Origin of the sequence: Escherichia sp. HH26CH, from assembly GCF_009820205.1 — a bacterium.
GTDB lineage: Bacteria > Pseudomonadota > Gammaproteobacteria > Enterobacterales > Enterobacteriaceae > Escherichia > Escherichia coli_F.
Genome location: NZ_VNXM01000012.1, coordinates 388,615 through 415,051 on the forward strand (window position 1 = coordinate 388,615; position 26,437 = coordinate 415,051).

At 51.6% G+C, this 26,437-nt stretch carries 25 protein-coding genes; 10 read left to right on the forward strand and 15 right to left on the reverse strand.

Features of this window, described 5'->3' with window-relative positions; translation table 11 throughout:
- Positions 1 to 17: 17 nt before the first annotated feature.
- Positions 18 to 1,391 (reverse strand): multidrug efflux MATE transporter MdtK, encoded by a 1,374-nt coding sequence (gene mdtK, locus FQ015_RS03925; RefSeq protein ID WP_001174941.1) that lies wholly within the window; start codon positions 1,389 to 1,391, stop codon positions 18 to 20.
- A gap of 214 nt (positions 1,392 to 1,605) precedes the next feature.
- Here mdtK and FQ015_RS03930 point away from each other — a divergent pair, with 214 nt between their 5' ends.
- Positions 1,606 to 2,247 carry a riboflavin synthase gene (locus FQ015_RS03930; protein WP_000493965.1) on the forward strand — a complete coding sequence of 214 codons (642 nt, stop codon included), beginning with the start codon at positions 1,606 to 1,608 and terminating at the stop codon, positions 2,245 to 2,247.
- A 39-nt stretch (positions 2,248 to 2,286) separates the two neighbouring features.
- Here FQ015_RS03930 and cfa read toward each other — a convergent pair whose 3' ends face one another.
- Together cfa and punC are read right to left on the reverse strand one after the other, a co-directional pair.
- Entirely contained in the window at positions 2,287 to 3,435 is a 1,149-nt protein-coding gene (gene cfa, locus FQ015_RS03935) for a cyclopropane fatty acyl phospholipid synthase (RefSeq protein ID WP_000098906.1), read from the reverse strand.
- A gap of 290 nt (positions 3,436 to 3,725) precedes the next feature.
- A complete protein-coding gene (gene punC, locus FQ015_RS03940; protein ID WP_039021257.1) occupies positions 3,726 to 4,937 on the reverse strand; it encodes a purine nucleoside transporter PunC in 1,212 nt (403 codons plus the stop codon).
- A gap of 112 nt (positions 4,938 to 5,049) precedes the next feature.
- Here punC and punR point away from each other — a divergent pair, with 112 nt between their 5' ends.
- The gene (gene punR, locus FQ015_RS03945) at positions 5,050 to 5,982 is read left to right on the forward strand and encodes a DNA-binding transcriptional activator PunR (protein ID WP_000269493.1); all 933 of its coding nucleotides are present in this window, start codon (positions 5,050 to 5,052) and stop codon (positions 5,980 to 5,982) included.
- On the opposite strand, the gene purR is transcribed toward punR, so the two are convergent.
- Positions 5,979 to 7,004, reverse strand: a complete 1,026-nt coding sequence (gene purR, locus FQ015_RS03950; RefSeq protein WP_000190982.1) for an HTH-type transcriptional repressor PurR — start codon at positions 7,002 to 7,004, stop codon at positions 5,979 to 5,981. The two genes, punR and purR, sit on opposite strands and share 4 nt — an antisense overlap.
- Before the next feature lie 298 nt (positions 7,005 to 7,302).
- On the opposite strand from purR, the gene cydH reads away from it, so the two are divergent.
- Positions 7,303 to 7,392, forward strand: a complete 90-nt coding sequence (gene cydH / locus FQ015_RS03955) for a cytochrome bd-I accessory subunit CydH (RefSeq protein WP_000102278.1) — start codon at positions 7,303 to 7,305, stop codon at positions 7,390 to 7,392.
- Between the two features lie 165 nt (positions 7,393 to 7,557).
- Positions 7,558 to 8,727 carry an MFS transporter gene (locus FQ015_RS03960; RefSeq protein WP_160523732.1) on the forward strand — a complete coding sequence of 390 codons (1,170 nt, stop codon included), beginning with the start codon at positions 7,558 to 7,560 and terminating at the stop codon, positions 8,725 to 8,727.
- A gap of 145 nt (positions 8,728 to 8,872) precedes the next feature.
- On the opposite strand, the gene sodB is transcribed toward FQ015_RS03960, so the two are convergent.
- Positions 8,873 to 9,454, reverse strand: a complete 582-nt coding sequence (sodB, locus tag FQ015_RS03965) for a superoxide dismutase [Fe] (RefSeq protein ID WP_032303131.1) — start codon at positions 9,452 to 9,454, stop codon at positions 8,873 to 8,875.
- A gap of 127 nt (positions 9,455 to 9,581) precedes the next feature.
- Positions 9,582 to 10,409, reverse strand: coding sequence for a peptidoglycan DD-endopeptidase MepH (mepH, locus tag FQ015_RS03970; RefSeq protein ID WP_000101187.1), 828 nt, complete (start codon positions 10,407 to 10,409; stop codon positions 9,582 to 9,584).
- A gap of 334 nt (positions 10,410 to 10,743) precedes the next feature.
- On the opposite strand from mepH, the gene grxD reads away from it, so the two are divergent.
- Positions 10,744 to 11,091 carry a monothiol glutaredoxin 4 gene (gene grxD / locus FQ015_RS03975; protein ID WP_000108172.1) on the forward strand — a complete coding sequence of 116 codons (348 nt, stop codon included), beginning with the start codon at positions 10,744 to 10,746 and terminating at the stop codon, positions 11,089 to 11,091.
- A 50-nt stretch (positions 11,092 to 11,141) separates the two neighbouring features.
- Here the strand turns inward: grxD and FQ015_RS03980 are convergent, their stop codons facing one another.
- From FQ015_RS03980 to nemR, 5 genes are all read right to left on the reverse strand, one after another.
- Positions 11,142 to 15,758, reverse strand: a complete 4,617-nt coding sequence (locus tag FQ015_RS03980; protein WP_160523733.1) for an ATP-dependent helicase — start codon at positions 15,756 to 15,758, stop codon at positions 11,142 to 11,144.
- A 92-nt stretch (positions 15,759 to 15,850) separates the two neighbouring features.
- Positions 15,851 to 16,498 carry a ribonuclease T gene (gene rnt / locus FQ015_RS03985; protein ID WP_001282281.1) on the reverse strand — a complete coding sequence of 216 codons (648 nt, stop codon included), beginning with the start codon at positions 16,496 to 16,498 and terminating at the stop codon, positions 15,851 to 15,853.
- A gap of 102 nt (positions 16,499 to 16,600) precedes the next feature.
- Positions 16,601 to 17,008 (reverse strand): lactoylglutathione lyase, encoded by a 408-nt coding sequence (gloA, locus tag FQ015_RS03990; RefSeq protein ID WP_001237796.1) that lies wholly within the window; start codon positions 17,006 to 17,008, stop codon positions 16,601 to 16,603.
- Between the two features lie 80 nt (positions 17,009 to 17,088).
- Positions 17,089 to 18,186, reverse strand: a complete 1,098-nt coding sequence (gene nemA, locus FQ015_RS03995) for an N-ethylmaleimide reductase (protein WP_160523734.1) — start codon at positions 18,184 to 18,186, stop codon at positions 17,089 to 17,091.
- A gap of 36 nt (positions 18,187 to 18,222) precedes the next feature.
- Entirely contained in the window at positions 18,223 to 18,822 is a 600-nt protein-coding gene (nemR, locus tag FQ015_RS04000; protein ID WP_001032937.1) for a DNA-binding transcriptional regulator NemR, read from the reverse strand.
- A 102-nt stretch (positions 18,823 to 18,924) separates the two neighbouring features.
- Between nemR and FQ015_RS04005 the strand changes: the two genes are divergently transcribed.
- From FQ015_RS04005 to sodC, 3 genes are all read left to right on the forward strand, one after another.
- Positions 18,925 to 19,164 carry a DUF1289 domain-containing protein gene (locus FQ015_RS04005; RefSeq protein ID WP_000840481.1) on the forward strand — a complete coding sequence of 80 codons (240 nt, stop codon included), beginning with the start codon at positions 18,925 to 18,927 and terminating at the stop codon, positions 19,162 to 19,164.
- A gap of 48 nt (positions 19,165 to 19,212) precedes the next feature.
- Positions 19,213 to 20,109, forward strand: coding sequence for an aldo/keto reductase (locus tag FQ015_RS04010; RefSeq protein WP_000250667.1), 897 nt, complete (start codon positions 19,213 to 19,215; stop codon positions 20,107 to 20,109).
- An 80-nt stretch (positions 20,110 to 20,189) separates the two neighbouring features.
- Positions 20,190 to 20,711 (forward strand): superoxide dismutase [Cu-Zn] SodC, encoded by a 522-nt coding sequence (sodC, locus tag FQ015_RS04015; RefSeq protein ID WP_001353183.1) that lies wholly within the window; start codon positions 20,190 to 20,192, stop codon positions 20,709 to 20,711.
- On the opposite strand, the gene FQ015_RS04020 is transcribed toward sodC, so the two are convergent.
- From FQ015_RS04020 to FQ015_RS04030, 3 genes are read right to left on the reverse strand one after another with little or no spacing between them, the layout of a single operon-like run.
- Positions 20,712 to 22,724 (reverse strand): FUSC family protein, encoded by a 2,013-nt coding sequence (locus FQ015_RS04020; protein WP_039021262.1) that lies wholly within the window; start codon positions 22,722 to 22,724, stop codon positions 20,712 to 20,714.
- Complete coding sequence (locus tag FQ015_RS04025; RefSeq protein ID WP_001300356.1) at positions 22,724 to 23,581, reverse strand: efflux RND transporter periplasmic adaptor subunit; 858 nt, start codon at positions 23,579 to 23,581, stop codon at positions 22,724 to 22,726. Before FQ015_RS04025 ends, FQ015_RS04020 begins: the two co-directional genes overlap by 1 nt.
- A 2-nt stretch (positions 23,582 to 23,583) precedes the next feature.
- A complete protein-coding gene (locus FQ015_RS04030; protein ID WP_039021263.1) occupies positions 23,584 to 23,820 on the reverse strand; it encodes a DUF1656 domain-containing protein in 237 nt (78 codons plus the stop codon).
- A 200-nt stretch (positions 23,821 to 24,020) separates the two neighbouring features.
- Here FQ015_RS04030 and slyA point away from each other — a divergent pair, with 200 nt between their 5' ends.
- Positions 24,021 to 24,455, forward strand: coding sequence for a transcriptional regulator SlyA (slyA, locus tag FQ015_RS04035; RefSeq protein ID WP_000445640.1), 435 nt, complete (start codon positions 24,021 to 24,023; stop codon positions 24,453 to 24,455).
- Between the two features lie 46 nt (positions 24,456 to 24,501).
- On the opposite strand, the gene slyB is transcribed toward slyA, so the two are convergent.
- Entirely contained in the window at positions 24,502 to 24,969 is a 468-nt protein-coding gene (slyB, locus tag FQ015_RS04040) for an outer membrane lipoprotein SlyB (protein ID WP_000597196.1), read from the reverse strand.
- Positions 24,970 to 25,242: 273 nt separating this feature from the next.
- On the opposite strand from slyB, the gene anmK reads away from it, so the two are divergent.
- Positions 25,243 to 26,352 carry an anhydro-N-acetylmuramic acid kinase gene (gene anmK / locus FQ015_RS04045; RefSeq protein WP_000835077.1) on the forward strand — a complete coding sequence of 370 codons (1,110 nt, stop codon included), beginning with the start codon at positions 25,243 to 25,245 and terminating at the stop codon, positions 26,350 to 26,352.
- Positions 26,353 to 26,437 lie beyond the last annotated feature (85 nt).

The following is a 26,437-nucleotide window of genomic DNA, read 5'->3' on the forward strand; positions in this document are numbered from 1 at the left end:
GTTGCGCCTTATCTTTACTAGCGAGCTGCTCGTTGCAGAATGATGGTTGATGGCAGACGTTGCAGGAAACGCATTCGCAGCATCATCATAATAGCTGCCGATGTCAGGCCGATAATAAACCCTATCCAGAAGCCTGCTGGCCCCATAGGCTCAACAACCAGATCGGTCAGTGCCAGAATATAGCCGCTTGGCAAGCCCAGCACCCAGTAAGCCGTAAAGGTGATATAGAAAATGGAGCGCGTATCTTTATATCCACGCAAAATCCCACTGCCAATGACCTGGATTGAGTCAGAAATCTGATATACCGCCGCCAGCAACATCAAATGCGCAGCCAGCGTTACAACCTCGGGATTATCGTTGTACAACAGGGCGATTTGCTCCCGCAGTGAAACCGTGAATATGGCCGTCAGGGTTGCCATACAGACACCCACCATAAGCCCGGTCCGCGCAGCGGTTTGCGCATCCAGCGTTGAGCCCTGACCCAGACGATAACCTACGCGGATGGTTACCGCTGCCGCCAGCGACATGGGAAGTACGAACATCAGTGAACTAAAGTTCAGGGCAATCTGATGTCCTGCGACATCAACAATACCTAGCGGAGACACTAACAGAGCCACGACGGCAAACAGCGTTACTTCAAAGAACAGCGCCAGCGCAATTGGCAAACCGAGTTGAATCAGTCGTTTCATAACCGCAGGATCGGGCTTCGCGGTGCCTTTTTCGTTACGAATATCGCGCATCGAGCGGGCGCGTTTAATGTAAGAAACCATGGCAAGGAACATGACCCAATACACCGCCGCAGTAGCCACGCCACAACCAACGCCACCGAGCTCAGGCATACCGAAATGACCATAAATAAAGATATAGTTCACCGGAATGTTCACCAGCAGGCCGATAAAGCCCATCACCATACCCGGCTTGGTTTTTGCCAGACCTTCACACTGGTTACGGGCAACCTGGAAGAACAGATAGCCCGGTGCGCCCCACAGCAATGCACGCAAATAACCCACGGCTTTGTCCGCCAGAGCCGGGTCGATATTTTCCATAGATCGGATAATGTAACCCGCATTCCACAGCACCAGCATAATAAGAACGGAAACAAAACCTGCCAGCCAGAACCCTTGTCGCACCTGATGCGCAATGCGCTCACGTCGACCGGAACCATTTAATTGCGCGATAACCGGCGTTAATGCCAGCAGCAGCCCGTGACCAAAGAGGATCGCCGGAAGCCAGATAGAAGTACCAATAGCGACCGCCGCCATGTCGGTGGCACTATAGCCGCCCGCCATCACGGTATCGACAAAACCCATCGCAGTTTGGGCGATTTGCGCGAGAATCACCGGGATTGCTAATGCTAATAACAGACGCGCTTCACTGATATACTTCTGCACGTGAACACCTTTTATTTGTAGTTATATGAGAGACTAAAAAGCCGCCTGAATGGGCAGCAAAAAGAAGAAGCAGGGGAAATTCAGTCTATTGTAGCGAGGATTTATTAATTCTCCAGTGAAAAAATAGCCATTCTTACCCCTTCACTGGTAAGGGCGTTTTCCACCTGCTATTGTGCTGAACAGAATGTCTTAACTGATTTCAGGAGTTGTGAGTATGTTTACGGGGATTGTACAGGGCACCGCAAAACTGGTGTCGATTGACGAGAAACCAAATTTTCGCACACATGTGGTTGAGTTACCTGACTACATGCTGGACGGTCTGGAAACCGGTGCGTCCGTGGCGCATAACGGTTGCTGCCTGACCGTGACGGAGATTAACGGCAACCATGTCAGTTTTGACCTGATGAAAGAAACGTTACGTATTACCAATCTTGGCGATTTAAACGTGGGGGATTGGGTAAATGTTGAGCGGGCGGCGAAATTTAGCGATGAAATTGGCGGACACTTAATGTCAGGTCATATTATGACCACCGCTGAAGTGGCTAAAATATTAACCTCGGAAAATAATCGCCAGATCTGGTTTAAAGTCCAGGATAGTCAGCTGATGAAATATATCCTGTACAAAGGATTTATTGGCATCGACGGTATTAGCCTGACCGTCGGCGAAGTCACGCCAACGCGTTTTTGCGTCCATTTAATTCCGGAAACACTGGAACGCACGACTCTTGGGAAGAAAAAACTCGGCGCACGCGTCAACATTGAAATCGATCCACAAACTCAGGCAGTGGTAGATACGGTAGAACGTGTGCTGGCGGCACGAGAAAATGCCATGAATCAACCAGGTACAGAAGCCTGATCTGAAATCGCCCCCGGAGCGGGGGCGATAGAATAGCCTCTAGCGAGCGACTCGAAGGCCGTTTTCGACTCCGCGAGAGAACACCACCTGCCAGAGCTGAATATCACGGGCGCGGAAAGCACCTGCACAGGCATTCAGATAATAGGTAAACATCCGTTTAAAGCGTTCACTGTAATTATCCGCAATTTCTGGCCATGCGGCGAGGAATCGTTCATACCACGCCATCAACGTAGTATCGTAATCAGCACCGAAGTTATGCCAGTCTTCCATCACAAAGTGGGGTTCGCTGGACTGAGCAATCTGGCGCACAGAGGGCAGGCAACCGTTCGGGAAAATATATTTATTAATCCAGGGATCAACATTCAGATCGGTTTTTTTCGAACCGATAGTATGGAGCAGGAATATGCCTTCCGGTTTCAAATTACGATCCACCACCGCAAAATAGGTATCGTAATTTTTCGGTCCGACGTGCTCGAACATCCCCACAGAAACAATACGATCAAACTGGTCGTTCAGGTCACGATAATCTTGCAGCAAAATGGTGACATCCAGGCCTTTACAGCGTTCCTGAGCCATTTTTTGCTGTTCAGCAGAAATGGTGACGCCCACCACGCTTACGTCATAGTTAGACGCCATGTAATGCGCCAGTCCGCCCCAACCACAGCCAATATCCAGTACGCGCATCCCTGGTTTTAACTGCAATTTTTCACAAATCATTTTGAGCTTCGCCTGCTGGGCAGATTCCAGATTATCGGCATCTTTCCAGTAAGCGCAGGAATATTGCATGAAGGGATCAAGCATGCGGCTGAACAAGTCATTACCCAAATCGTAATGCTCTTTGCCGACTATCCAGGCACGTTTTTTACTCTGCAGATTGAAGAGACGAGCGCCGGCAATACGCAGCGTGTCTTTGAAATGATGGGGGAGTTGGTTCTCGAGACCTGCGCGTAAGACTTTGCTAAAAAACATATCCAGTCGGTCACATTCCCACCAGCCATCCATATAACTTTCGCCTAACCCCAAAGAGCCTTCCTGCAGAACGCGTTTAAAAAAATCGGGGTTTTTGACACGAATATCCGCCGGGGCAGAACCGTTAATGGCTATACCGGCACGGCTAAGTAATTCGTTGGCGATACGGTACCAGTTGTCATCCGGTACACTGACTTCTTCTATACACGATGAACTCATAGTTTCTCCATCACTGGTCGGTGATCAGAACCTTAAAACAGCGTAGACGCTTTTTGGGCTTTGTGAGAAATCTCGCAGAAAAAACCGCGAGTCTATAATCCGACGTAGAACAGAGGGAAAGGAGGAACCCTTGCCGAAATGACCATCCATAGTGAGTCGGGAACGATCCTGTCCCCGTAAAAACATAATATTTATCGTAGCTTTAACAACTCGAAATTAGTATAGGCCGCTAATTTCAATCATACAACAAAATTTTGTTAGCAGCCTAAGTATAAGCATATCGATATAGATCAGTGTGATTCGCTATGAGCGACTTCGGCATTGCCATGATTCTGGCAGTCTACTTCTTCACAACGTTGCATCTTGTAACCCAGAGCGACCAGCACTACTGTTGATAACATCACGCTGGTGGTGGTGAGCAATGGCGTGCTGATACTGATAAGCCAGGAAACTACCAGACTTGCGAGGAAGCACAGACCCAGTTGTAGAGTGTTCTGCAACGCTGCGGCGCGACCAGTTGCATGTGGGAAAGGACGCAGTGCCTGGGCGACAACAATCGGGTAGATCGCGCCGTTGGCAATCGCCATCACACAGAATGGGATCAGGATTTCGGCCAGCGACACATGGCTAATGAAGCCCGCAGCCCAGGTCGCAATGACGCTGACAGCAAACAGCACCAGCAACCACGGTAATAACTGCTTGCCTTGCCATTTTTGTAGTGCGGCGCGACAGCCATAGCCACCAATCAGAAACGCGATAGTTTGCGGGACATAACTTAAACCAATCACTGCCGGGCTGTAACCCATTTCGCTAAGGATGAACGGTGAACCGGTCAGCCATGCAAAAAAACTGGCTGAACAGGCCGCGTAAATCAGCACATTGCCACGATAGGTTTTTGAACGCAGTAAGTCGGTAAAGGTCAACGCATCCTGACTATTGTTACGGGCCTTCGTCGTGGGTTTAAGCCAGAAAATAGGCAAAATCAGTACCACGGTAATGGCAAACAGTGTGGCGAAAATCGCCTGCCAGGAAAAATGGACCAGAAGCCAACTTCCTAAAAGAGGAGCCAGTGCCGGAGATAGACCCACTAGCGGCATGATGGTCGCAAAAATACGGTTAACTTTCTGTGAAGGATAATAATCCGTCACTAACGCTTGCCAGATAACCGCCGCCGCGCAGACACCCACAGCCTGTACAAAACGCAATACCAGCAGCGTGGCGGCGTTTTCAACCCACAGCATCCCCAGACTACCTAACGCAAAAATTGTCAGGCCGATAAATAACACCGGTTTACGACCATAACGGTCGGAGAGCGGCCCCCACAGAAGCTGGGCTGCGGCAAATCCGGCAAGGAACAGACTAAGGCTGGCACTGACAGCAGACGCAGGCGTTTGCAGGTCGGCCTGTATGGCGGCGAAAGCAGGCAGATACATATCGGTTGCCAGAAAACCGAGTACGCTCAAACCTGCCAGCCAGACTAAAAATCTTTTCCCAGGTTGCATGTATATTCTCTAAATCTCTCAATTAAACACCGCCGCAAAGTGTAGGGAGTGAAATTAGTGTTGTGAAACGGTAATATTTGATGACTGGTTTCAAAAATTTTGCAGGCAGACTATGTGGTCAGAATATTCACTCGAAGTTGTTGATGCGGTAGCGCGTAATGGTAGTTTTAGCGCTGCAGCCCAGGAGTTGCATCGCGTTCCTTCTGCGGTCAGCTATACCGTGCGTCAGCTGGAAGAGTGGCTGGCGGTGCCTCTGTTTGAACGACGTCACCGTGATGTGGAACTGACCGCTGCCGGGGCGTGGTTTCTCAAAGAAGGGCGCTCTGTTGTCAAAAAAATGCAGATCACTCGGCAGCAATGTCAGCAGATAGCGAACGGCTGGCGCGGTCAGTTAGCTATCGCAGTGGATAATATTGTCAGGCCAGAACGTACACGGCAGATGATCGTTGATTTTTATCGCCATTTTGATGATGTCGAACTTCTTGTCTTTCAGGAAGTGTTCAACGGTGTCTGGGATGCGCTTTCCGACGGGCGCGTGGAACTGGCGATTGGCGCAACACGCGCGATTCCGGTAGGCGGTCGTTATGCCTTCCGGGATATGGGGATGCTAAGCTGGAGTTGCGTTGTTGCCAGCCACCACCCGCTGGCGTTGATGGATGGCCCGTTCAGCGATGATACGTTGCGCAACTGGCCGTCATTGGTGCGCGAAGACACCTCGCGAACGCTACCTAAACGTATTACCTGGTTGCTGGATAACCAAAAAAGACTTGTCGTGCCTGACTGGGAATCATCGGCAACCTGTATCTCGGCAGGATTATGCATAGGGATGGTGCCAACACATTTCGCCAAACCGTGGCTTAATGAGGGGAAGTGGGTAGCATTAGAACTGGAAAACCCCTTTCCGGATTCGGCATGTTGTCTGACATGGCAGCAAAATGATATGTCGCCTGCGTTAACCTGGTTGCTTGAGTATCTCGGCGATAGTGAGACGCTGAATAAGGAGTGGCTGCGGGAGCCGGAAGAGACTCCCGCAACGGGTGATTAACGACGATAGTCTCGGAACGGGCCGTCAGCCACGGAGCGGCGTTCAATCAAGCGCGGATGCACTTCAATGGACTGCGGTTCTTCACGTTTGTTGACGATACGATCCAACAGCATGTTGAACGCTGTTTCACCCAGCGAATCTTTTGGCTGATGGATCGTGGTCAGCGCCGGCGTAAAATAGCGGGCGTTGCGCACGTTATCATAACCGATCAGCGAAACATCCTGTGGGACGCGCAGACCCATTTCATCAGCAGCACAAAGTGCGCCCATTGCCATGATATCGCCACCACAGAAGACGGCAGTAGGGCGATGCGGCTGCGACAGTATTTGCTGCATGGCGCGATAACCGGATTCAGGTTCAAAGTCACCCTGTACAATCCAGCTTTCCGGCACCTTGATCATCGCTTCTTCCATCGCCTTCATAAAACCGGCAAGGCGGCCTGCGCCAGTGTTACGTTCCAGCGGGCCGGGGATAACGCCGATTTCGCGGTGACCGCGTTCAATCAGATAACGCCCGGCCATGTAGCCGCCTTCGAACGCGTTATCAATGACCGCATCGGTGAAGTCAGCTTTTGCTTCACCCCAGTCCATTACCACCATTGGGATATGGCGATACTCTTCCAGCATCGCCAGCAACGGCTCTGGGTACTCAGAACACATCACCAGCAGACCATCGACGCGTTTTTGCGCCATCATCGACAGATAAGCCCGCTGTTTCTCAAGATTGTTCCACGCATTACCCAGAATCAGGGTGTAACCTTTCTGGAAGCAATTTTTTTCAACCGCTTCAATGATCTCGGCAAAATAGGCCGCTTCGCTGCTGGTCGCCAGCAAACCGATAGACTTGGTGTGGTTAACCTTCAGGCTACGCGCCACCGCGCTAGGGGAGTAGTGTAATTCTTTAATCGCTGCCCACACGGCGTTGCGCGTTTCTTCAGCGACGAAACGTGTTTTGTTGATTACGTGTGACACAGTTGTAGTGGAAACGTTTGCTCGTTTCGCTACATCTTTTATTGTTGCCATTCCATTTCACTCCAGACCCTAACTTCAGCTCCTGCAAAATCGCAAGGTAAACGTTTGCCTTTACACACCTTACGCACAACAAAAGTGTTGCGGTACGCCGGAAAAACGACACGGAGCGTCAGGAAGGGGTCAATGGCCAGTACGCAAATAGTGTAAGCGTGGAATTTTGGCCGATCTTGACGAAAAGGGGAAGTGGTAAAAACACTTATCATTATAAATGACGGGAGATTTTTTCATCACAGTGTGTAAAAATGCGTAATATCACTTTTTGTGTGGTAATAAAAAAGGAGAAAACTTGATGAGCACCGACCTTAAATTTTCACTGGTAACAACGATTATCGTCCTCGGTTTGATCGTGGCCGTGGGTTTGACTGCCGCGCTGCACTGATTTCCTCTCGAGGGAGCGCGTTCTCCCTCGCATCTCCTTCCTGTTTGTTAGCAAAATGGCAAAAGTGTTTTCTCTTTTTGTTATTTTCATTTTTTTGTGATTGCTGTCATGCTTTCGCCACTTTAATGAATATCGCGTAATGACGCGAAGAGGTGGAGATAAGGCATGAAAATTAACTATCCGTTGCTGGCGCTGGCGATTGGCGCGTTTGGTATCGGGACAACGGAGTTCTCGCCAATGGGCTTGTTGCCCGTCATTGCGCGCGGTGTGGATGTCTCGATTCCCGCTGCCGGAATGTTAATCAGTGCCTATGCAGTTGGCGTAATGGTGGGCGCGCCGCTGATGACGCTTCTACTTTCTCATTGTGCCCGCCGCAGTGCGTTGATTTTCCTGATGGCGATTTTCACGCTTGGCAACGTACTTTCCGCCATCGCGCCGGATTATATGACCCTGATGCTTTCACGCATTTTGACCAGCCTGAATCACGGAGCATTTTTTGGTTTGGGTTCAGTTGTGGCCGCAAGCGTGGTGCCAAAACATAAACAGGCCAGCGCAGTTGCCACTATGTTTATGGGGTTAACCCTGGCAAATATCGGTGGTGTTCCGGCGGCGACCTGGTTGGGTGAAACCATCGGCTGGCGGATGTCATTTCTGGCAACGGCGGGGCTGGGCGTGATTTCAATAGTAAGTCTGTTCTTCTCATTACCTAAAGGTGGCGCAGGGGCGCGACCTGAAGTGAAAAAAGAGCTGGCGGTATTAATGCGTCCGCAGGTGCTGTCTGCATTGCTGACGACGGTGCTGGGAGCTGGCGCAATGTTTACCCTCTACACCTATATCTCTCCGGTACTGCAAAGTATTACCCACGCAACACCGGTGTTCGTCACGGCAATGCTGGTGCTGATTGGTGTCGGGTTCTCTATTGGGAACTATCTCGGCGGCAAACTGGCAGATCGTTCAGTTAACGGCACGTTGAAAGGCTTTTTGTTGCTGCTGATGGTGATTATGCTGGCAATCCCGTTCCTGGCCCGCAATGAGTTCGGCGCAGCTATTAGCATGGTGGTGTGGGGAGCTGCAACCTTTGCGGTCGTACCGCCGTTACAGATGCGCGTGATGCGTGTCGCCAGTGAAGCGCCTGGTCTGTCTTCATCAGTCAATATTGGTGCCTTTAATCTTGGAAATGCGCTGGGAGCAGTGGCTGGTGGTGCGGTAATTTCCGCTGGGCTGGGATACAGTTTTGTGCCGGTGATGGGGGCGATTGTCGCGGGACTGGCATTATTGCTGGTGTTTATGTCAGCCAGAAAACAACCTGAGGCAGTTTGCGTTGCCAACAGCTAATTAAACAAAAACGCAGAAGGATAACCTTCTGCGTTACAGTTGCTGGCAACGTGCGATTTATCTTGCCGGATGCGGTGTTAACGCTTCATCCGAGTTGGCATGGTAAGCGAAGCGCATCAGGCAATGTTGCATTTGCCATCAGTTATTATGCAGCGAGATTTTTTGCTACGAATTCCCAGTTCACCAGCGCCCAGAAGTGCTCCAGATAGCCAGGACGTGCATTGCGATAGTCGATGTAATAAGCGTGTTCCCAGACATCAACGGTCAGCAGTGGAGTCGCATCGGTGGTCAGCGGAGTACCCGCGTTAGAGGTTGAAACGATAGCCAGCTTGCCATCGCTGTTTTTCACCAGCCAGGTCCAGCCAGAACCAAAGTTTTTGATCGCTGCATCAGTAAACTGTGCTTTGAAATCGGCAAAGCTGCCAAAAGATGCGGCGATAGCTTCAGCGACTTTTCCAGTCGGTTCGCCACCCGCGTTCGGTGACAGGCAGTTCCAGTAGAAAGTATGGTTCCAGACCTGAGCTGCGTTGTTGAATACGCCACCTTCAGAGCTGCGAATAATCTCTTCCAGTGATTTACCTTCAAACGCGGTACCTTTAATCAGGTTGTTCAGGTTAGTGACATAAGTCTGATGATGCTTGCCGTAGTGATACTCGATGGTTTCCGCAGAAATGTGCGGTGCCAGAGCATCTTTAGCATATGGTAGTGCAGGTAATTCGAATGACATTGCTACTCTCCTTTATTATTAATTTGCATACGTACAATAGCCTTATTGTGCGTATGGATAGGGTAGCAAATTAAAAGGTGAGACAAAAGATGAACTTACCCTGTTGCCGTAACAACAGGGTAAAGTTTTAGCGAAGTGTTTTTGGGGTCATTACCCGGCGAGCGCCAACATAGTGGCGCTGCCAGTAGTCTTCACTGAGAGAAGTGATTTGAATTTCCTGACCCGTACGCGGTGACTGAATAAATTTGCCGTTGCCGACATACACGCCGACATGATCGGCTGTACCGCGTCCCTGAGTACGGAAGAAGACCAGGTCGCCGTTTTTCAGTTCACTACGTTCGATAGGTGCTGCATCACGCAGGTGATACATTTCATTCGCCGTACGCGGAATACGAATTTTCACCAAATCTTTATAAGCGTAATAAACCAGGCCGCTGCAATCAAAACCGGTACGCGGTGAGCTGCCACCCCAACGATATGGCTTACCAATTTGCTGCATCAGTTTATTCATTGCCACTTTTGTGGCTTTTTGCACCTTCGCTTTGTGTGCGTCGGCAAGGGTTCCTGACGCGGCATTTTTGACTTTCACACAATGCGATTTATAGCCCTTACGTTTGGTACACTTTTCAGTAAAGCTGGCTGAGGCCGTTTTATTGACGACGTGTTTGCTGCGAGTTTTGGCGTTTTTAGAAGCGGTAATGGAAGATTTTTTAACGGAAGAAGCGGTTTTGCTTTTGGTCGTACTTTTACTGGCGGCTTTTTTCGCTGTTTTCTGGCTGGCTTTCTGGGTCTTTTTGGTGGTTGCCGTGCTTTTCTTTTTATCTGCTTTTTTGGTGATATGAGTGGTAGCAGAACTCTCCCTGGCTTGCTTTGAAGCATGGGCCATAGGCGTTAAAGGCAGGGTGGTAAAAAGTAAAGCACAGAGCGTGATCGAAATACGGTTTATCCGCGCCACTGAGCGTCCCTCTGTTAAGGCAGGTCTATCATGCCTGCGTCTGATTTACAAAACTTGATGATTCTAATGCATAGAAGAAGAGAAAGTTAATAGCTTTTATTGTTAAAAAATACGTTTCGTCGGCGAGCGCAAAAAAATGCAGCAGTGGAAGCTAAAAATGGTTATAAATACGCCAGTTTGCCGTGCATAAGGGAAGAAACGAATATTTGAAATGCAACAAATAGAACAAAGGGATAAAATAGCAAAAGCGTGATGAAAATGTTATTTTCCGATGCCGCACTGACCCGCTACAATGTCAGATTACTGCCGTAAAGAAGTTTGAGGAAGCAAGACAATGAGCACCACTATCGAAAAAATCCAACGCCAGATTGCTGAAAACCCGATCCTGCTGTACATGAAAGGTTCACCGAAACTGCCGAGCTGCGGTTTCTCTGCCCAGGCAGTCCAGGCGCTTGCCGCATGTGGCGAACGTTTTGCCTATGTTGATATCCTGCAGAATCCGGACATTCGTGCGGAACTGCCGAAATATGCTAACTGGCCGACCTTCCCGCAACTGTGGGTTGACGGCGAGCTGGTCGGCGGTTGTGATATCGTGATCGAAATGTATCAGCGTGGCGAACTGCAGCAGCTGATCAAAGAAACTGCCGCTAAATACAAGTCTGAAGAGCCGGACGCTGAATAATCCGTCCTGCAATACTGACGGATGCGAACGGGCATCCGTCAGTCCTTTCTCTATCCCCAATCCAGTCCTTGTGGCGAACTTGAAAATCCCGCCTCACGCAGCAGCGTAAACATCGGCGTTTGCCGGACCGGTAGGTCATTCACTTCTGTTAGCGTAAAGCGCAGCCGTGGTTCGCGACGCAGTGCGGTAGTCAGCGCGTGGAAAATCTCTGGGGCGAGTAATTCCTCTTTTTCCTGCCAGACCAGCATTTTTTTGCCACCTTGCGCCAGATAGAGTAACAATTTGCCGCCAGAAACGACCACCAGCGCACCCGCCCGACGCGTTGGTATCAGCGTTGCCGGATGTGCAGGCCAGGGCAGAAGATTTCCCCATGCATTAGCCGGATCGTTGGCAGAGAGCGCTACTGGTGTATAGTGGCGCGTTTGCGTGGCTTGTGTCGCCAGATCGCGCAATCGGTCAATAGTCAGACGTTCAGCGAATTGCGCGCCACCCAGACCTTCTACAAAACGACCTCGCATAATTCGCCCGGAGTCTTCCATACTTCGACAAAGCGTTTGCATCGATGGAAACCCGCCAGGGATATTTTCGGCTATCACCGCCTGACGACTGATGATGCCGTAGCGGTCGAGCATATTTTCCGCCAGCGCCAGCATCCTTTCGGTATCGTTTAGTGGCTCCACCTGCAATAACGACCAGCGTCCAGCCAGATTTGGTGTGTTGTAAGATAGCAGCGGCGAGACGGGTTGCGCATAGACAGGACGTCCACGACGAGCCCGGTGGCTGCGACGAGTTGAGGTGCGTGTGTTGGTACTGCTGCGGGTGAGGGCGCGTAACGGTGCCCAAATGTCGCTGGTGATGACGCCTTGCCAGACCAGCGCCCATAACGCCTCTTGCAGGGCTGAGGGATCAACCGATTCGTCGATTTTATCGCGTATCCGTTGGCTGATTTGTTGTGCAAACCAGGCTCCTCCGTCAGCCAGAACCGTGACTATCGCTTGCTGCAGCGCCGAACGATTCGCCTGATTCGCTTCGGCGGGAGTGAACGATTCTGCGGCATATTCCTGTAGATGCAGTGCCACCAGACCGTCATCTTCACCCAGTTTTTTTTGCCCCGACCAGATAACCGCACCGGTTGCCAGTAATTCATCGAGCATTTCTGGCGAATAGTCGCGTACGCGGGCAGGCAGGATCTGGCTTTCCCAGAGTGAGGCGGGTAAACCGACTCCGGCAAGCTGTTCGATCACCCGCATGACGCCATCCACGCCCTCATAAACGCCTGGCGATGTTGAGGCAAAGAGTGCCGGGCTACCATCGGTGGCGGGTAATACGCCCTGACGTTCCAGCAGCAATCGCGCATAGGTCGTGGCCGCAACGGGACTCGTCGCTTCTCTGGCGGCTTGCAGCGAGCGCAAACGCAGACGACGAAATACTTCATCGCTCACCCAGATGTCTTGTTGCAGATTCATCACCAGCCCTTGTTCGCGCAGTTGCTGAAGTTGCTCTTCGACAATGGCAATACCGAGACTAAACTCATGAGCCAGTTGTTCAGACGTGACCAGAGCATGAGCCCGGAGATAGCGCAGAAAGAGGTCGCGAAGCGGGTAACTGACTCGGTGCAAATAAATCTCTGGCAGTGACTCTGGTAGTCGTACGCCGAGGGCATCGCGCAGCCTGGCGGCATCATCCATACAGGCAAGACGCTCCTGCCCGCTAATCATCGTCGGGAAGATTCGTTTTACTGCCAGAAGATTTTCCAGATACGACGCAATCTCTTCACTGCTGCCTGTATGCCGTTGCGCCAGGTCATCAACGGTCATTGGCCCCAGTTCGCGCAGCAGGTCGAACAATCCTTCTTCACCTTTCGCTCTTCTGCCAGGTGCCAGCCGCTGTAACTCTTCTTCCACCTGACGAATGACTTGCGGGTCGAGTAACTCACCAGGATCAACCTGACCGAGTAGATTGCGCAGTAACTCGCTGTCCAGCGACAGTACGGATGCCCGGCGCTCTGCCAGCGGGGCGTCGCTCTGGTACATAAATTCCGCGACATAGCCGAACAATAAACTGGCGGCGAAAGGCGAAGGCGTTGCGGTCGTTACATCGGATATTTGAATTTCGCCACCGTTCAGGCGACGCATCAAACGTTCCAGCGCGGGAAGATCATAAACATCTTGCAGACATTCGCGTAGGGTTTCGAGAATGACCGGAAAATCCGGATATCCCTGAGCGATTTCCAGCAACTGACTGGCGCGTAGCCGTTGTTGCCAAAGCGGGGTACGATGGCCCGGCGTGCGGCCCGGCATTAATAATGCCCGCGCGGCGCATTCGCGAAAACGGGCGGCGAAAAGTGCCGAGCTGCCTACCGCCTCGCGGACAATTTGCAGTAACTTTTCAGGTTCAAACAAAAAGATCGCGGCATCAGGCAATTTACCATCGGTGTCAGGAATGCGCGCAACAATGCCGTCATCACTGGCAACCACAGACGCGTCAGCGCCCCATAGTGCATGTATTCGCCCGGCAATCGCCAGCGCCCAGGGTTCATGCACCCGTCTTCCATAGGGAGAATGCAAAATAATACGCCAATCGCCAATTTCATCACGGCACCGTTCGAGGACCAGATGACGACTACCCGGAACGATGCCCGTCGCGTTGCGCTGCTCGTCAATCAACCCCTGAATATTGGCGATCGTATTTTCTTCTGCCAACCACGGGGGAATAGTCCCGGAAAAGAACGCGCCATCCGCCAGTAAATGGAGAAAATCGCCGATCATCTCGCCTAATTCTGCCGGACGTCCGTTACCTTCACCACGCCAGAAGGGAAGGCGGGCAGAACGACCTGGAGCAGGAGTCACAATCACCTGATCGCGGGTGATTTGCTGGATCCGCCATGAGGTAGCGCCGAGAGTGATAATGTCGTTCACCCGCGACTCATATACCATCTCCTCATCCAGTTCACCCACCCGCCGCGAACCGGCCTGTTCTTCACCTTCGGGTAATAACACGCTATACATGCCACGATCCGGAATGGTGCCACCGCTGGTAACCGCCAACAGCTGAGCGCCAGGTCGGGCGGTCAATATCCCGGTCTCCCTGTTCCAGACCAGTTTTGGTCGAAAAGCAGAAAAATCGCCAGAGGGATAGCGCCCGGAAAGCATATCCAGCGTGGCGTCAAAAACACGTCTTGGCAGATCTTTCCACGGTGCGGCACGGCGTACGCGGGAGTACCATTCGTCTGCCTGTAATGCATCCATCGCCGCGGCGGCAACGGTCTGCTGCGCAAGGACGTCGAGTGGATTATGCGGTGGCGTCAGGTTTTCCAGCCTGCCTGCGAACATACACTCAACAATGACAGCGGAATCGACTAAGTCACGCCTGGTTCGGGGGAAAAAAAGCCCTTTGGAGATACCACCTACCTGGTGTCCGGCACGTCCAATGCGTTGTAACCCACTGGCAACAGAAAGCGGCGTTGCCACCTGAATTACCAGATCCACCGCGCCCATATCAATCCCCAGTTCGAGACTGGAGGTTGCGACCACGCAGCGTAATTCACCCGATTTCAGCGCCTGTTCGGTGATGGCTCGTTGTTCTTTAGACACGGAGCCGTGGTGTGAGCGGGCAATAAAAATGTCGCTACTTTGTACACGGTTAGAGGTTGCGCCGGAGGTCGACTCGAAATGGGCCGCATCAACGGCGATAGACGGGGAACGCTGTAAGCGTGCGGCGTAAAGCTCATTCAATCGTGCCGTCAGTTTTTCCGCCAGCCCGCGTGAATTAGTAAAGACAATGGTCGAGCGATGGCGCAAAACTTCATCAAGGATACCCGTTTCAATATATGGCCAGATGGAGCCTTCTCGGCCGGCATGGCTGTCTTCGCCGGTGCCGCTGGCGACCGATGAGACATCATCCATATTGGCGACCGGTACGACAATCCGTATCTGCGGATGGCGCATTGCAGGCGGGTTGACTACCGTAACCGGGCGATCGCCACCAAGAAATGCTGCCACATCGCTGGCTGAGCGTACAGTGGCAGAAAGGCCAATTCGCTGTGCTGAGGTGTGGAGCAGCGCATCGAGCCGCTCCAGACTTAACGCCAGATGCGCACCACGTTTACTGCCCGCTACCGCGTGGACTTCATCAATAATTACCGTTTCGACGCCGCGTAGCGTTTCGCGCGCGCGGGAGGTCAGCATCAGATAGAGTGATTCGGGTGTGGTGATCAGAATATCCGGCGGATTACGGGTGAGTTTGCTGCGTTCCTGTGCAGGCGTATCGCCAGTACGGATCCCCACGCGAAGATTGACTTCCGTTTCGCCGCGCCGCCGCCGTTCATCGGCAATACCCTGTAACGGGATCTGCAAGTTGCGCTGAACGTCGGTGCCCAGAGCTTTGATCGGTGAAATATAGAGAATGCGTGAGGTTTTACGCTTATGCGCCTCGCGGGTATCTTCGCCGCCTTCGCGGAAGAGCTGATCGAGGGCGTAGAGAAATGCTGCCAGCGTTTTCCCGGAGCCAGTCGGTGCAATCACCAGCGCATGTTCGCCTCGCGCCGCCACATGCCAGGTTTGCGACTGGACAGCGGTCGGCTGTTTAAAGACGCGAAGAAACCAGTCGCGGGTCGCCGGTGAAAACACGTCCGGCAGGGGCGATGAAGGGTTTAGATTATCTGCCATTAACGCTATTCCCCGTGAATATCATGCATGATGCGTGGAATAGCCTCACTATAGATGCCTGAATCATTGCATGTCATCAGGCATCGACTCGATTACACCTCTTCGGCGGCAGGTAGCGGCCAGCCTCCCAGACGTTTCCAGCGGTTGACGATTTCACAAAACAGCACAGCAGTGCGTTCGGTGTCGTACAGCGCGGAGTGCGCCTGGGTGCTGTCGAAGTCCATGCCAGCGGTCTGGCAAGCCTTTGACAATACGGTTTGTCCGAGTGCCAGCCCGGCCAGTGCAGCAGTGTCAAAAGTGGCGAAAGGGTGGAACGGGTTACGTTTCAGTGAGGCGCGTTCTGCGGCGGCCATCATAAAGCTGTGATCGAAATTGGCGTTGTGCGCCACCATAATGGCGCGGTTACAGCCGCTCGCTTTAATGCCTTTACGTACAACTTTAAAAATTTCGTGCAGCGCCTCGTATTCGCTGACCGCGCCGCGATCGGGATCGTTCGGGTCAATGCCGTTGAAGGCGAGGGCCTCTGGCTGCAAATTTGCGCCGACAAATGGTTCGACGTGGAAATGTAATGTGGTGTCCGGCATCAGCCAGCCTTGTTCATCCATTTTCAGGGTGATGGCGGCAATCTCAAGCAGCGCATCGGTTTTGGCGTTAAATCCAGCTGTTTCAACATCGATCACAACAGGATAAAAACCACGAAAACGGTCGCACAGACCGGTAAGTTGAGCGTTATCGGACATCTGATTCTCTTAATACGGATAAATTGCAGCGCGCATTATGACAAATATTACTTGTCGATGCAGTAAAGATGCGGGCGCGATGAGTTCACGCCCGGCAGGAGATTAGTTGCCCAGACCGCGACCGGCGTCTTTCTCTTCGATTAATTCAATTTTGTAACCGTCCGGATCTTCCACAAACGCGATAACCGTAGTGCCGCCTTTTACCGGACCCGCTTCACGGGTGACGTTACCGCCGTTCTGACGGATTTTTTCGCACGCTTCAGCGGCGTTATCTACGCTAAGCGCGATGTGACCATAAGCAGTGCCGAGTTCGTATTTATCCACGCCCCAGTTGTAGGTCAGTTCAATCACCGCTTCTTCGGTTTCCGGGCCATAGCCAACAAACGCCAGTGAGTATTTGTATTCCGGGTTTTCGCTGGTACGCAGCAGTTTCATGCCCAGTACTTTGGTATAAAAATCGATGGAGCGTTGCAGATCGCCAACGCGCAGCATGGTATGAAGAAGACGCATCTTTATATCCTCAAAATGGCTAACAGATTCAAAATGTTGTTTTAGTATAGCGGCGGCTTTGCGCCGCTCGCAATGTTGGATTACAGCGTCGGGTAATCGGTATAGCCTTCCGCGCCGCCACCGTAGAAACTTTCGGCACGCTGTGGGTTAAGCTCAGCTTTGCGCTGCAAGCGGGCAACCAAATCCGGGTTCGCAATCCAGTCACGACCAAATGCCACCGCATCAATCAATCCTTTGCCGATCAACGTTTCGGCTTTTTCTACCGTGTAGGCACCTGCGCCGATAATCGGACCGTGGAAACGGGCGCGTACTTTTTCGCGGAACGCGTCAGTATACGGTTGGCCTCCCGCCCAGTCCGGTTCGGACATATGCAGGTAAGCTATGCCACGTTTGCCCAGTTGTTCAATCAGATATAGTGCATCGGCTTCTTCATTTGGGCCATTATCCGTGTTCTGGAAAGTACCGATTGGCGAAACACGAATGCCAATGCGGTCGGCTCCCCATTCTTCAATCCCGGCATCGACCACTTCCAGCACCAGACGTGCGCGATTTTCCACGCTGCCGCCGTACTGATCGGTACGATGGTTTGAAGAAGGAGAAAGGAACTGATGCAGTAAATAACCGTGAGCAGAGTGTAGCTCCACCAGATTAAACCCAGCTTCACGGGCGTTAGCGATGGCCTGGCGGAAATCATTGACGATGCCCGGAATCTCTTCCCGTTCCAGTGCACGTGGCATGGATGTTTCAACGCGGATCGCCTGACCTTTTTCATCGCGCAGAGAAGTACGCGTTCCCGCGCTAAGTGCAGAAGGCGCTACCGGTGCCTGACCGCCAGGCTGCAGGCTGGCGTGAGAAATTCGCCCCGTGTGCCAAAGCTGCACGGCCATGTGACCATTTTCAGCATGGACTCCCGCGGTGATTTTTTTCCATGCGGCAATTTGCTCTGGGCTATGGATGCCAGGCGCACCGGCATATCCTTTTGCCTGGGCAGAAATTTGCGTGGCTTCGCTAATAATCAAACCGGCACTGGCTCGTTGGCGATAGTATTCCGCCATCAACGGGGTAGGGATGTCACCCGGTTCAATACTGCGCAGACGCGTCAGCGGTGCCATAAAAATACGGTTTGCCGCCGTGATCGCGCCCACTTTCAGTGGGGAATACAGTTTTTCAGATGACATAAAGGCTCCCGGTGGTCTGGTGATAAAAAATGCCTGCTAAACGGCAGGCGTCGCAATAATGGTTTTTACATGGGCCAGCGCGTTTTCCAGTGGCTCGAAACTGCGCGAAATTTTGGCCTGCAAATTCGCGCCAAGCCACAGTGCGTAAAGCACTTGTGCCTGTTGCAACGGTTCGCCACAAAAGGTTAAACAATGGTTCTCACGGCCATTTTCCAGCGCCTGAGAGAGCAGGGCGATTACGCCGCGAGCCCCTTTATCCATCGCGCTGCGCATATCTTCTGACAGATCGCACACTTCGGCAGAGAGTTTTACTGTCAGGCAACCACTGATGGTTCCATGTTGGCAAAACTGGTTCAGTGTTTGCTGGTAATAAGCCAGTATGCGGTCGCGGTAGTTACCTTCGCCGGATTGCAGCAACTCCGTCAGTCGCTGGTGATATGCGGCGTAATGGCGCTCAAGCATGGCAACGCCAAACGCTTCTTTAGAGCGAAAGTAGTGATAGAAGGACCCTTTCGGCACTTCAGCCGTTTTTAGTAATTCGCTTAGCCCCATCCCGGTGAATCCACGTTGCAGGCAAAGTTGCTCGCCCGTCGCCAGGAGATGTTCGCGAGTATCATGTTCGGTGTGTTTGTTCATGTGTTGGAGTGTAGTAGACCAGTCGGTCTAGTGCAAGCAAAGTTGCTACTTTGGGCATTAACAGCTTCAATAGTGGTAATAATCTTATCTGAGGAGGGCGAAGTGGCGGAGCAATTAGAGTTCTTTCCCGTCCAGAGCCCGTGCCGGGGAATTTGCCAGTCTGACGAACGCGGATTTTGTCGCGGCTGCTTTCGCAGTCGGGATGAGCGTTTTAACTGGAATAAAATGAGCGATGGCGAAAAACAAGAGGTACTGCGCCTTTGTCGGCAGCGGTTAATGCGCAAATTACGTGCAAATAAGCCAGCGTCATCAGACGAACCGGAGCAACCATCACTCTTTTGAGCATAATCTTGCGTATACTCCTCTCATATCTGATAAGAGGAAGCGATTATGGTTCAGCGTATTACTATTGCGCCGCAAGGCCCGGAGTTTTCCCGTTTTGTGATGGGCTACTGGCGATTGATGGACTGGAATATGTCCGCCCGTCAGCTGGTCAGCTTTATTGAAGAGCATCTGGATCTCGGCGTAACTACCGTGGACCACGCTGATATTTATGGCGGCTATCAGTGCGAAGCAGCGTTTGGCGAGGCGCTGAAACTGGCACCTCATCTGCGTGAACGGATGGAAATTGTCAGCAAATGCGGTATCGCGACGACCGCGCGTGAAGAAAACGTCATTGGTCATTACATTACTGACCGCGATCACATCATTAAGAGCGCCGAACAGTCGCTAATTAATCTTGCGACCGATTATCTGGATCTACTGTTAATCCACCGACCAGACCCGTTAATGGATGCCGATGAAGTGGCGGACGCCTTTAAACATCTGCATCAGAGCGGCAAAGTTCGCCATTTTGGCGTATCGAACTTTACGCCTGCGCAATTTGCGCTGTTGCAATCACGCCTGCCGTTTACCCTTGCCACTAATCAGGTGGAAATATCCCCGGTGCATCAGCCGTTACTGCTGGATGGCACGCTCGACCAACTGCAACAACTGCGTGTTCGTCCGATGGCGTGGTCCTGCCTTGGTGGTGGTCGTCTGTTTAATGATGATTATTTCCAGCCTCTGCGTGATGAACTGGCTGTGGTGGCGGAGGAGTTAAACGCGGGCTCTATTGAACAGGTGGTTTACGCCTGGGTATTACGTTTACCGTCGCAGCCGCTGCCGATAATCGGCTCCGGTAAAATTGAGCGCGTGCGAGCAGCTGTTGAAGCAGAAACCCTGAAAATGACTCGCCAACAATGGTTCCGTATCCGTAAAGCGGCACTGGGTTACGACGTACCGTAAGCACTTTTAGGAATAGCCGCCGTTCAAAAATGTGTCACTGGTTTACACTTATTCAGGAATGCACAATGAACGGAGGTCCTATGAAACGTTTTAGTCTGGCTATTCTGGCGCTGGTTGTTGCTACCGGCGCGCAAGCTGCCAGTGAAAAAGTCGAGATGAACCTCGTCACGTCGCAAGGGGTTGGGCAGTCAATTGGTAGCGTCACCATTACTGAAACCGATAAAGGTCTGGAGTTTTCGCCCGATCTGAAAGCATTACCCCCCGGTGAACATGGCTTCCATATTCATGCCAAAGGAAGCTGCCAGCCAGCTACCAAAGATGGCAAAGCCACAGCGGCGGAATCCGCAGGCGGGCATCTTGATCCACAAAATACCGGTAAACATGAAGGGCCAGAAGGTGCCGGGCATTTAGGCGATCTGCCTGCGCTGGTTGTCAATAATGACGGGAAAGCTACCGATGCCGTCATCGCGCCTCGTCTGAAATCACTGGATCAAGTCAAAGATAAAGCGCTGATGATCCACGTTGGTGGCGATAATATGTCCGATCAACCTAAACCGCTGGGCGGTGGCGGTGAACGCTATGCCTGCGGTGTAATTAAGTAACTAAGAGGCCAGCGTACCTTGCGGCGGTGCTTGCTCAAGTTGCGAAAGCGAGCAGTACAGCCGCCAGACAATTGCCGCCAGCTCCTGGGCGGCAGGTTGATGATGACGGGCAAGGCTGTCGCAAATCCGCTGTAATTCTGCAAGTGTGGCCGCCAGTGATTTTTGCTGAACGCCACGCTCACTCATCACTCCACGTAACAATGAAATACAGTTATCCCGTACTCGCGATAACGGATCGGAACGCGATTCCCATTCGCGCAATTGCCAGACAACATGAGAACAGTTCAACAACACCACCCCCCAGCGTAATAACCAACGGCGAGCCAGCGCATCCTGGCTGTTACTTAACTGACTGACGTGATGATAAGTGAGTGATTCAAAATCGCTTTCACTCAGTGTTGGATGGCGGCTTAGTTGGTCGACAAAATCCCGGCGCAGTGCGCGAATATGACGACGGCTTTTACGAGCGTCAGACCCAGGTCGCAGAATGGCGAACGCTAGCCACGCCAGCGCTACGCCAACAATTTTTGCCAGATTATCATTAAGAAAATCAGCGAAATCATACACCGGAGGATTAGTGACAGCGATAAACGACCCCATAAATACAATCAGTTGTCCCCAAAGCGCGGCAAATTTGGGCATCTGCAATTTAAGAAGCTGCATTGTCGCCAGTAGTGGGAAGAGAAACAGTAAAAATTGCCACAGATCGCTAATCTGAACCATCAGGCCAAATTTGACCACAAAGCTAAATAGCGAAAGTAACACTAGCGTGCGCATTAGCAGTGACAAGGACTTAAACGGTGCCGTGACGGCGGAGTAGAGTACGCAGCTAATTGCGGCCAGTGTTAATGCATTGGCACCGGCATCCCATTGTGAAGCGATACTCCATGCGCCAATTATCATCAATGTACAAAATGTTCGTAGTCCGCTCCACATAGCTTCGGCGTTATCGGTATGACGTGCCAGGCCGGATGTCCGTGGGAGTCTGGCATGATCATCTACGCCGCTTTGCAGACGATGTAATTCCTGACTGCTTTGCAGATAAAGATGGCAAAAATAGCGTAGTCGCTGCCAGAAGGCGACGTGCCGGTAGTCGGCGACGTTGGTCGGGCGTAGCGGGGCAATAATACGTGCGACGGTGTAAACATCTGTTTGCGAACTGGCGAGCGCCGTCAGCAACTGTTCGAGAATTTCTCGTGTGGCACCTGGCGGTGAGGGCCAGTTGAGCAACATACGTCGCAGGCTGGAAATGACGCTGGTCATACGTAATTGCTGGTGGAGCAGCGCATTAAGGCGCGCGTTTTGCTGGCGAAAACGATAGTGACTCCAGAAAGCCTGGATTCGTAGCAAATTCATGGTCAGTATCTGCCCAATCACCCCTTCATGCGCTGTACGAATGGCATCGGTTGTTTCAGGTTGCCAGAGCAAACTGGCATGTTCCAGTAATCGGGCATGCATGTTTTTCAATGCGGTTAAAAGGGCCGTAGCATCGGAACTGCTCGGCAGGATCATCATCATCATGCCACCGCACAAAATACCGACTATCACCTCGCAAACGCGCGCCTGAGCAATATCCCACAGCTGGCTGGCCTCAGTAATATTGACCATCGGAAAGGCGATGATGGCAGCCGTGTAACCCGCCAGTTGAAATGCATACGCGACGTTATTCGTGAAGTGCGCACAGGCCCAGGTACAAAAGCCAATCCATGCTGACATACTCAATAGAAAAAACCACGGCTCGTTGAGCGTATGTCCGGCAAGAAGCAATGCCGCGATGGCTCCCAGCAAACTACCCGCGATGCGTCCGAGGCTTTTGCTGATCACACCGCCAACGGTGGGGAAGCTAACCACCGCTGCCGAGGTCATCGCCCAATAGGGCTCATCGAGATTTAAATAATAGGCAACTGTCAGCGCCAGACACATGGCAATGGTATTGCGTAACGCATAACGCCATTGCGCCAGCGTGGCCCTGAACCAGGGCAAATTGCGCAAGGACCATGACGATGCACTCATTATTGACCTACGGCAATGCTACAGGTGGTGCCCGACACCAGCGTGACATCGCCTGGGACTTTATCCAGCGCAAAGCGGACCGGAACACGTTGGGCGAGGCGAACCCAGGGGACGTTAGGTTTCACATCCGGAATAAGGCTTGAGTCACTTTCAACGCTCTGATCATAAATCGCCCGACCGATACTGGAAACGTGACCCTGTAACGTTTTGTTATCACTATAGAGGGTAATTTGTGCTGGTGCACCTTCGCGGATATGGCGCAACTTGGTTTCTTCAAAATAACCAATGACGTAAAACGAGTGGCTATCGACAAGAGCAAACAGCGGTTTCCCGGTGTCAGCGTAATCGCCGATGCGGGTAGTAAGATTAGTCACCCATCCGCTCACCGGGGCGCGAATTTCCGTTTGCGCCAGTTGCCATTGTGCCTGTTTCAACGTCGCCTGTGCGGCATCAACACTGGCCTGCATCGCTTTAACATTGAGGTTAGCGGTATCGAGTTCTTCGGCAGAAATAAAATTTTGTGAGAGATGACGACGACGATTCGCTTCGTTATTGGCTTTTGCGAGGTCAGATTGCGCTTTCGCCAGCTGAGCCTGTGCGTTCAGCTCGGCGATCTGAAAGGGCGTTTTATCGATCGTGAGCAGAAGATCCCCCGCGTTAACCAGCTGGTTGTCTTTTATATTCAGCTCAACAATACGTCCCGACACCTGTGGGGTGATAGAAACCTGTTCTGCGCGTATTTTCCCGTCGCGTGTCCACGGAGATTGCATGTAATAATTCCACAGCCACCATCCGGCAAGAACCGCAACTACCGCTACAATGATTGTTGAGAAATACTTAATTGTTTTAATTGACATAGTTACCACGCAATCATTATTGCCAGGGAAAGGCAAACGCAAATCGCAAACAGCGATAAATCCATTAACAAGGGATGCCAGATGTCACCGGCGTAGATCCAGCCACGAAGCAGGCGGTGTACGACAAGCCAGATGACGAATCCAAACGCGAAGGCTTTGAAAAACGGAGGAAAGTAGACGGACGCACCGAACACCAGATCTTGTAAGGGCAATCCTGTTGCATTGAGCATAAACTTCACAAAGTAGATTCCTTTACGACCGAATATATTGCGTTAGATTAATAAATATTCTTTAAGTGCGAAAAATTTACGCGCAATTTCTGAAAAATATGTCTGACGGTAACCAAATGCAGCAATACATTTGTTTTAGCAATACAATTGCTGCACACTATTCTAAAAGCCGCATAATATCTTAGCAAGCTAATTATAAGGAGATGAAATTGGAATCGCCACTAGGTTCTGATCTGGCACGGTTGGTGCGCATATGGCGTGCTCTGATAGACCATCGCCTGAAACCGCTGGAGTTAACACAAACCCATTGGGTTACGTTACACAATATCCATCAGTTACCTCCAGACCAGTCGCAAATTCAACTGGCAAAAGCGATTGGCATCGAGCAGCCATCACTGGTCCGTACTCTGGACCAACTGGAAGAAAAAGGGTTAATTTCGCGTCAAACTTGTGCCAGCGATCGTCGGGCTAAACGTATTAAACTGACGGAAAAGGCAGAGCCGCTGATCAGCGAAATGGAAGCTGTTATTAACAAAACCCGCGCGGAAATTTTACATGGCATCTCCGCAGAGGAACTGGAACAACTGATTAAGCTCATCGCAAAACTTGAGCATAATATCATTGAGTTACAGGCCAAAGGGTGAAATAAAGGGGGCGTGTGGTCAGTAACCTGACCACACGCAAACTTATTTAGCGCGGGGAAACGGTCACCTGACTGCCATTGCTGGCCAGTACGACACGTTGGCCCGGAGAGAAACGAGTGTTGCCTTGTTTCTGTACCACCATGATGGTATTACCATCGTCTTTACGAATTTCCAGCTCGACACCCTGCGTTTTGTTCATTGCACTCTGTACGCCCTGACCGGCTACGCCACCTGCAACAGCGCCTGCTGCAGTAGCCAGAGAACGCCCGGTTCCGCCACCAACAGTATTCCCCAGGAAACCACCAAGAACAGCACCGCCAATTGCGCCGATAACGTTGGAATCATCACCGCCCTGAATCTGTACCGGACGTACGTTAACGATGGTGCCATAGCTGACATTCTGTACTTGTTTCGCTTCAGAAGCGGTATAAACATCCCCTGACAGGGTGTCGTTATTAACACAACCGACAAGAGACAGACCTACCATTGAAACAACCAATACGCGTTTAATCATTGAAAAATCTCCTGTTCACCATGAAACGCCACGCAAGCATCCCTCATGGTCAAAGTATATGGCATATGTGAATCCATGGTTACATGTTCTACCAAATATGAGCAAATCATAATGAAAGTAGGATCAACCAATTATAAACAAAACATTCATGATGATTATTGATTTGAAGATAATGTTTTACTACCAACGGTAAAAATCGGTCATTCCGCATGGTATTCACGAAAAGTTTATGTTTGAGTGGTGCGCAAACGTCAGATTGAAAAAGGATGAACTATGAAATCGGGCCGCTTTATTGGCGTTATGTCAGGCACCAGCCTTGATGGTGTTGATGTTGTGTTGGCGACAATTGATGAACACCGGGTCGCACAGCTGGCAAGTTTGAGCTGGCCGATCCCGGTGTCTCTGAAACAGGCTGTACTGGATATTTGCCAGGGCCAGCAGCTTACACTTTCGCAGTTTGGACAGCTTGATACTCAACTCGGGCGACTTTTTGCTGATGCGGTCAATGCCTTGCTTAAGGAACAAAACCTGCAGGCGAGAGATATCGTTGCGATCGGCTGTCACGGTCAAACCGTCTGGCATGAACCGACGGGCGTGGCACCACACACTTTACAGATTGGCGATAACAATCAAATTGTGGCACGCACCGGAATTACGGTTGTCGGTGATTTTCGCCGTCGCGATATTGCCTTGGGAGGACAAGGCGCACCGCTGGTACCTGCGTTCCATCATGCGCTGCTGGCTCACCCAACCGAGCGACGAATGGTGCTCAATATTGGTGGCATCGCCAATCTGTCACTGCTCATTCCTGGGCAGCCGGTAGGGGGCTACGATACCGGCCCTGGTAACATGCTGATGGATGCCTGGATCTGGCGTCAGGCAGGTAAACCTTACGATAAAGATGCCGAGTGGGCACGGGCGGGTAAAGTCATTCTCCCACTGCTGCAAAATATGCTTAGCGACCCGTATTTCTCGCAACCTGCACCGAAAAGCACCGGACGCGAATACTTTAACTACGGTTGGCTGGAGCGCCATTTGCGCCATTTTCCGGGTGTTGATCCCCGAGATGTACAGGCGACACTGGCAGAACTCACCGCCGTGACCATTTCTGAACAAGTTTTGTTGAGCGGTGGCTGCGAACGATTGATGGTATGTGGTGGAGGAAGTCGTAATCCGCTACTCATGGCGCGTCTGGCGGCATTACTGCCAGGCACAGAAGTCACCACCACCGATGCCGTTGGCATTAGTGGCGATGACATGGAAGCATTGGCTTTCGCCTGGCTTGCCTGGCGGACGCTGGCGGGATTACCAGGAAATCTGCCTTCCGTCACTGGCGCAAGCCAGGAGACGGTACTCGGGGCTATTTTCCCCGCTAACCCGTGATATCAGAGTTAACTGAATTTTTCTTACCGCGTCTGCCGTTACACTTGGAACGTTAGGGAGGGCGTATTGCCCTCCAGACCAGGAA

Bases quoted from the DNA above. Each gene is read 5' to 3' on its own strand.
- FQ015_RS03930 (WP_000493965.1), top strand. From the start codon at position 1,606: ATGTTTACGGGGATTGTACAGGGCACCGCAAAACTGGTGTCGATTGAC.
- cfa (WP_000098906.1), bottom strand. From the start codon at position 3,435: ATGAGTTCATCGTGTATAGAAGAAGTCAGTGTACCGGATGACAACTGG.
- punC (WP_039021257.1), bottom strand. From the start codon at position 4,937: ATGCAACCTGGGAAAAGATTTTTAGTCTGGCTGGCAGGTTTGAGCGTA.
- punR (WP_000269493.1), top strand. From the start codon at position 5,050: ATGTGGTCAGAATATTCACTCGAAGTTGTTGATGCGGTAGCGCGTAAT.
- purR (WP_000190982.1), bottom strand. From the start codon at position 7,004: ATGGCAACAATAAAAGATGTAGCGAAACGAGCAAACGTTTCCACTACA.
- cydH (WP_000102278.1), top strand. From the start codon at position 7,303: ATGAGCACCGACCTTAAATTTTCACTGGTAACAACGATTATCGTCCTC.
- FQ015_RS03960 (WP_160523732.1), top strand. From the start codon at position 7,558: ATGAAAATTAACTATCCGTTGCTGGCGCTGGCGATTGGCGCGTTTGGT.
- sodB (WP_032303131.1), bottom strand. From the start codon at position 9,454: ATGTCATTCGAATTACCTGCACTACCATATGCTAAAGATGCTCTGGCA.
- grxD (WP_000108172.1), top strand. From the start codon at position 10,744: ATGAGCACCACTATCGAAAAAATCCAACGCCAGATTGCTGAAAACCCG.
- FQ015_RS03980 (WP_160523733.1), bottom strand. From the start codon at position 15,758: ATGGCAGATAATCTAAACCCTTCATCGCCCCTGCCGGACGTGTTTTCA.
- rnt (WP_001282281.1), bottom strand. From the start codon at position 16,498: ATGTCCGATAACGCTCAACTTACCGGTCTGTGCGACCGTTTTCGTGGT.
- gloA (WP_001237796.1), bottom strand. From the start codon at position 17,008: ATGCGTCTTCTTCATACCATGCTGCGCGTTGGCGATCTGCAACGCTCC.
- nemA (WP_160523734.1), bottom strand. From the start codon at position 18,186: ATGTCATCTGAAAAACTGTATTCCCCACTGAAAGTGGGCGCGATCACG.
- nemR (WP_001032937.1), bottom strand. From the start codon at position 18,822: ATGAACAAACACACCGAACATGATACTCGCGAACATCTCCTGGCGACG.
- FQ015_RS04010 (WP_000250667.1), top strand. From the start codon at position 19,213: ATGGTTCAGCGTATTACTATTGCGCCGCAAGGCCCGGAGTTTTCCCGT.
- sodC (WP_001353183.1), top strand. From the start codon at position 20,190: ATGAAACGTTTTAGTCTGGCTATTCTGGCGCTGGTTGTTGCTACCGGC.
- FQ015_RS04020 (WP_039021262.1), bottom strand. From the start codon at position 22,724: ATGAGTGCATCGTCATGGTCCTTGCGCAATTTGCCCTGGTTCAGGGCC.
- FQ015_RS04025 (WP_001300356.1), bottom strand. From the start codon at position 23,581: ATGTCAATTAAAACAATTAAGTATTTCTCAACAATCATTGTAGCGGTA.
- slyB (WP_000597196.1), bottom strand. From the start codon at position 24,969: ATGATTAAACGCGTATTGGTTGTTTCAATGGTAGGTCTGTCTCTTGTC.
- anmK (WP_000835077.1), top strand. From the start codon at position 25,243: ATGAAATCGGGCCGCTTTATTGGCGTTATGTCAGGCACCAGCCTTGAT.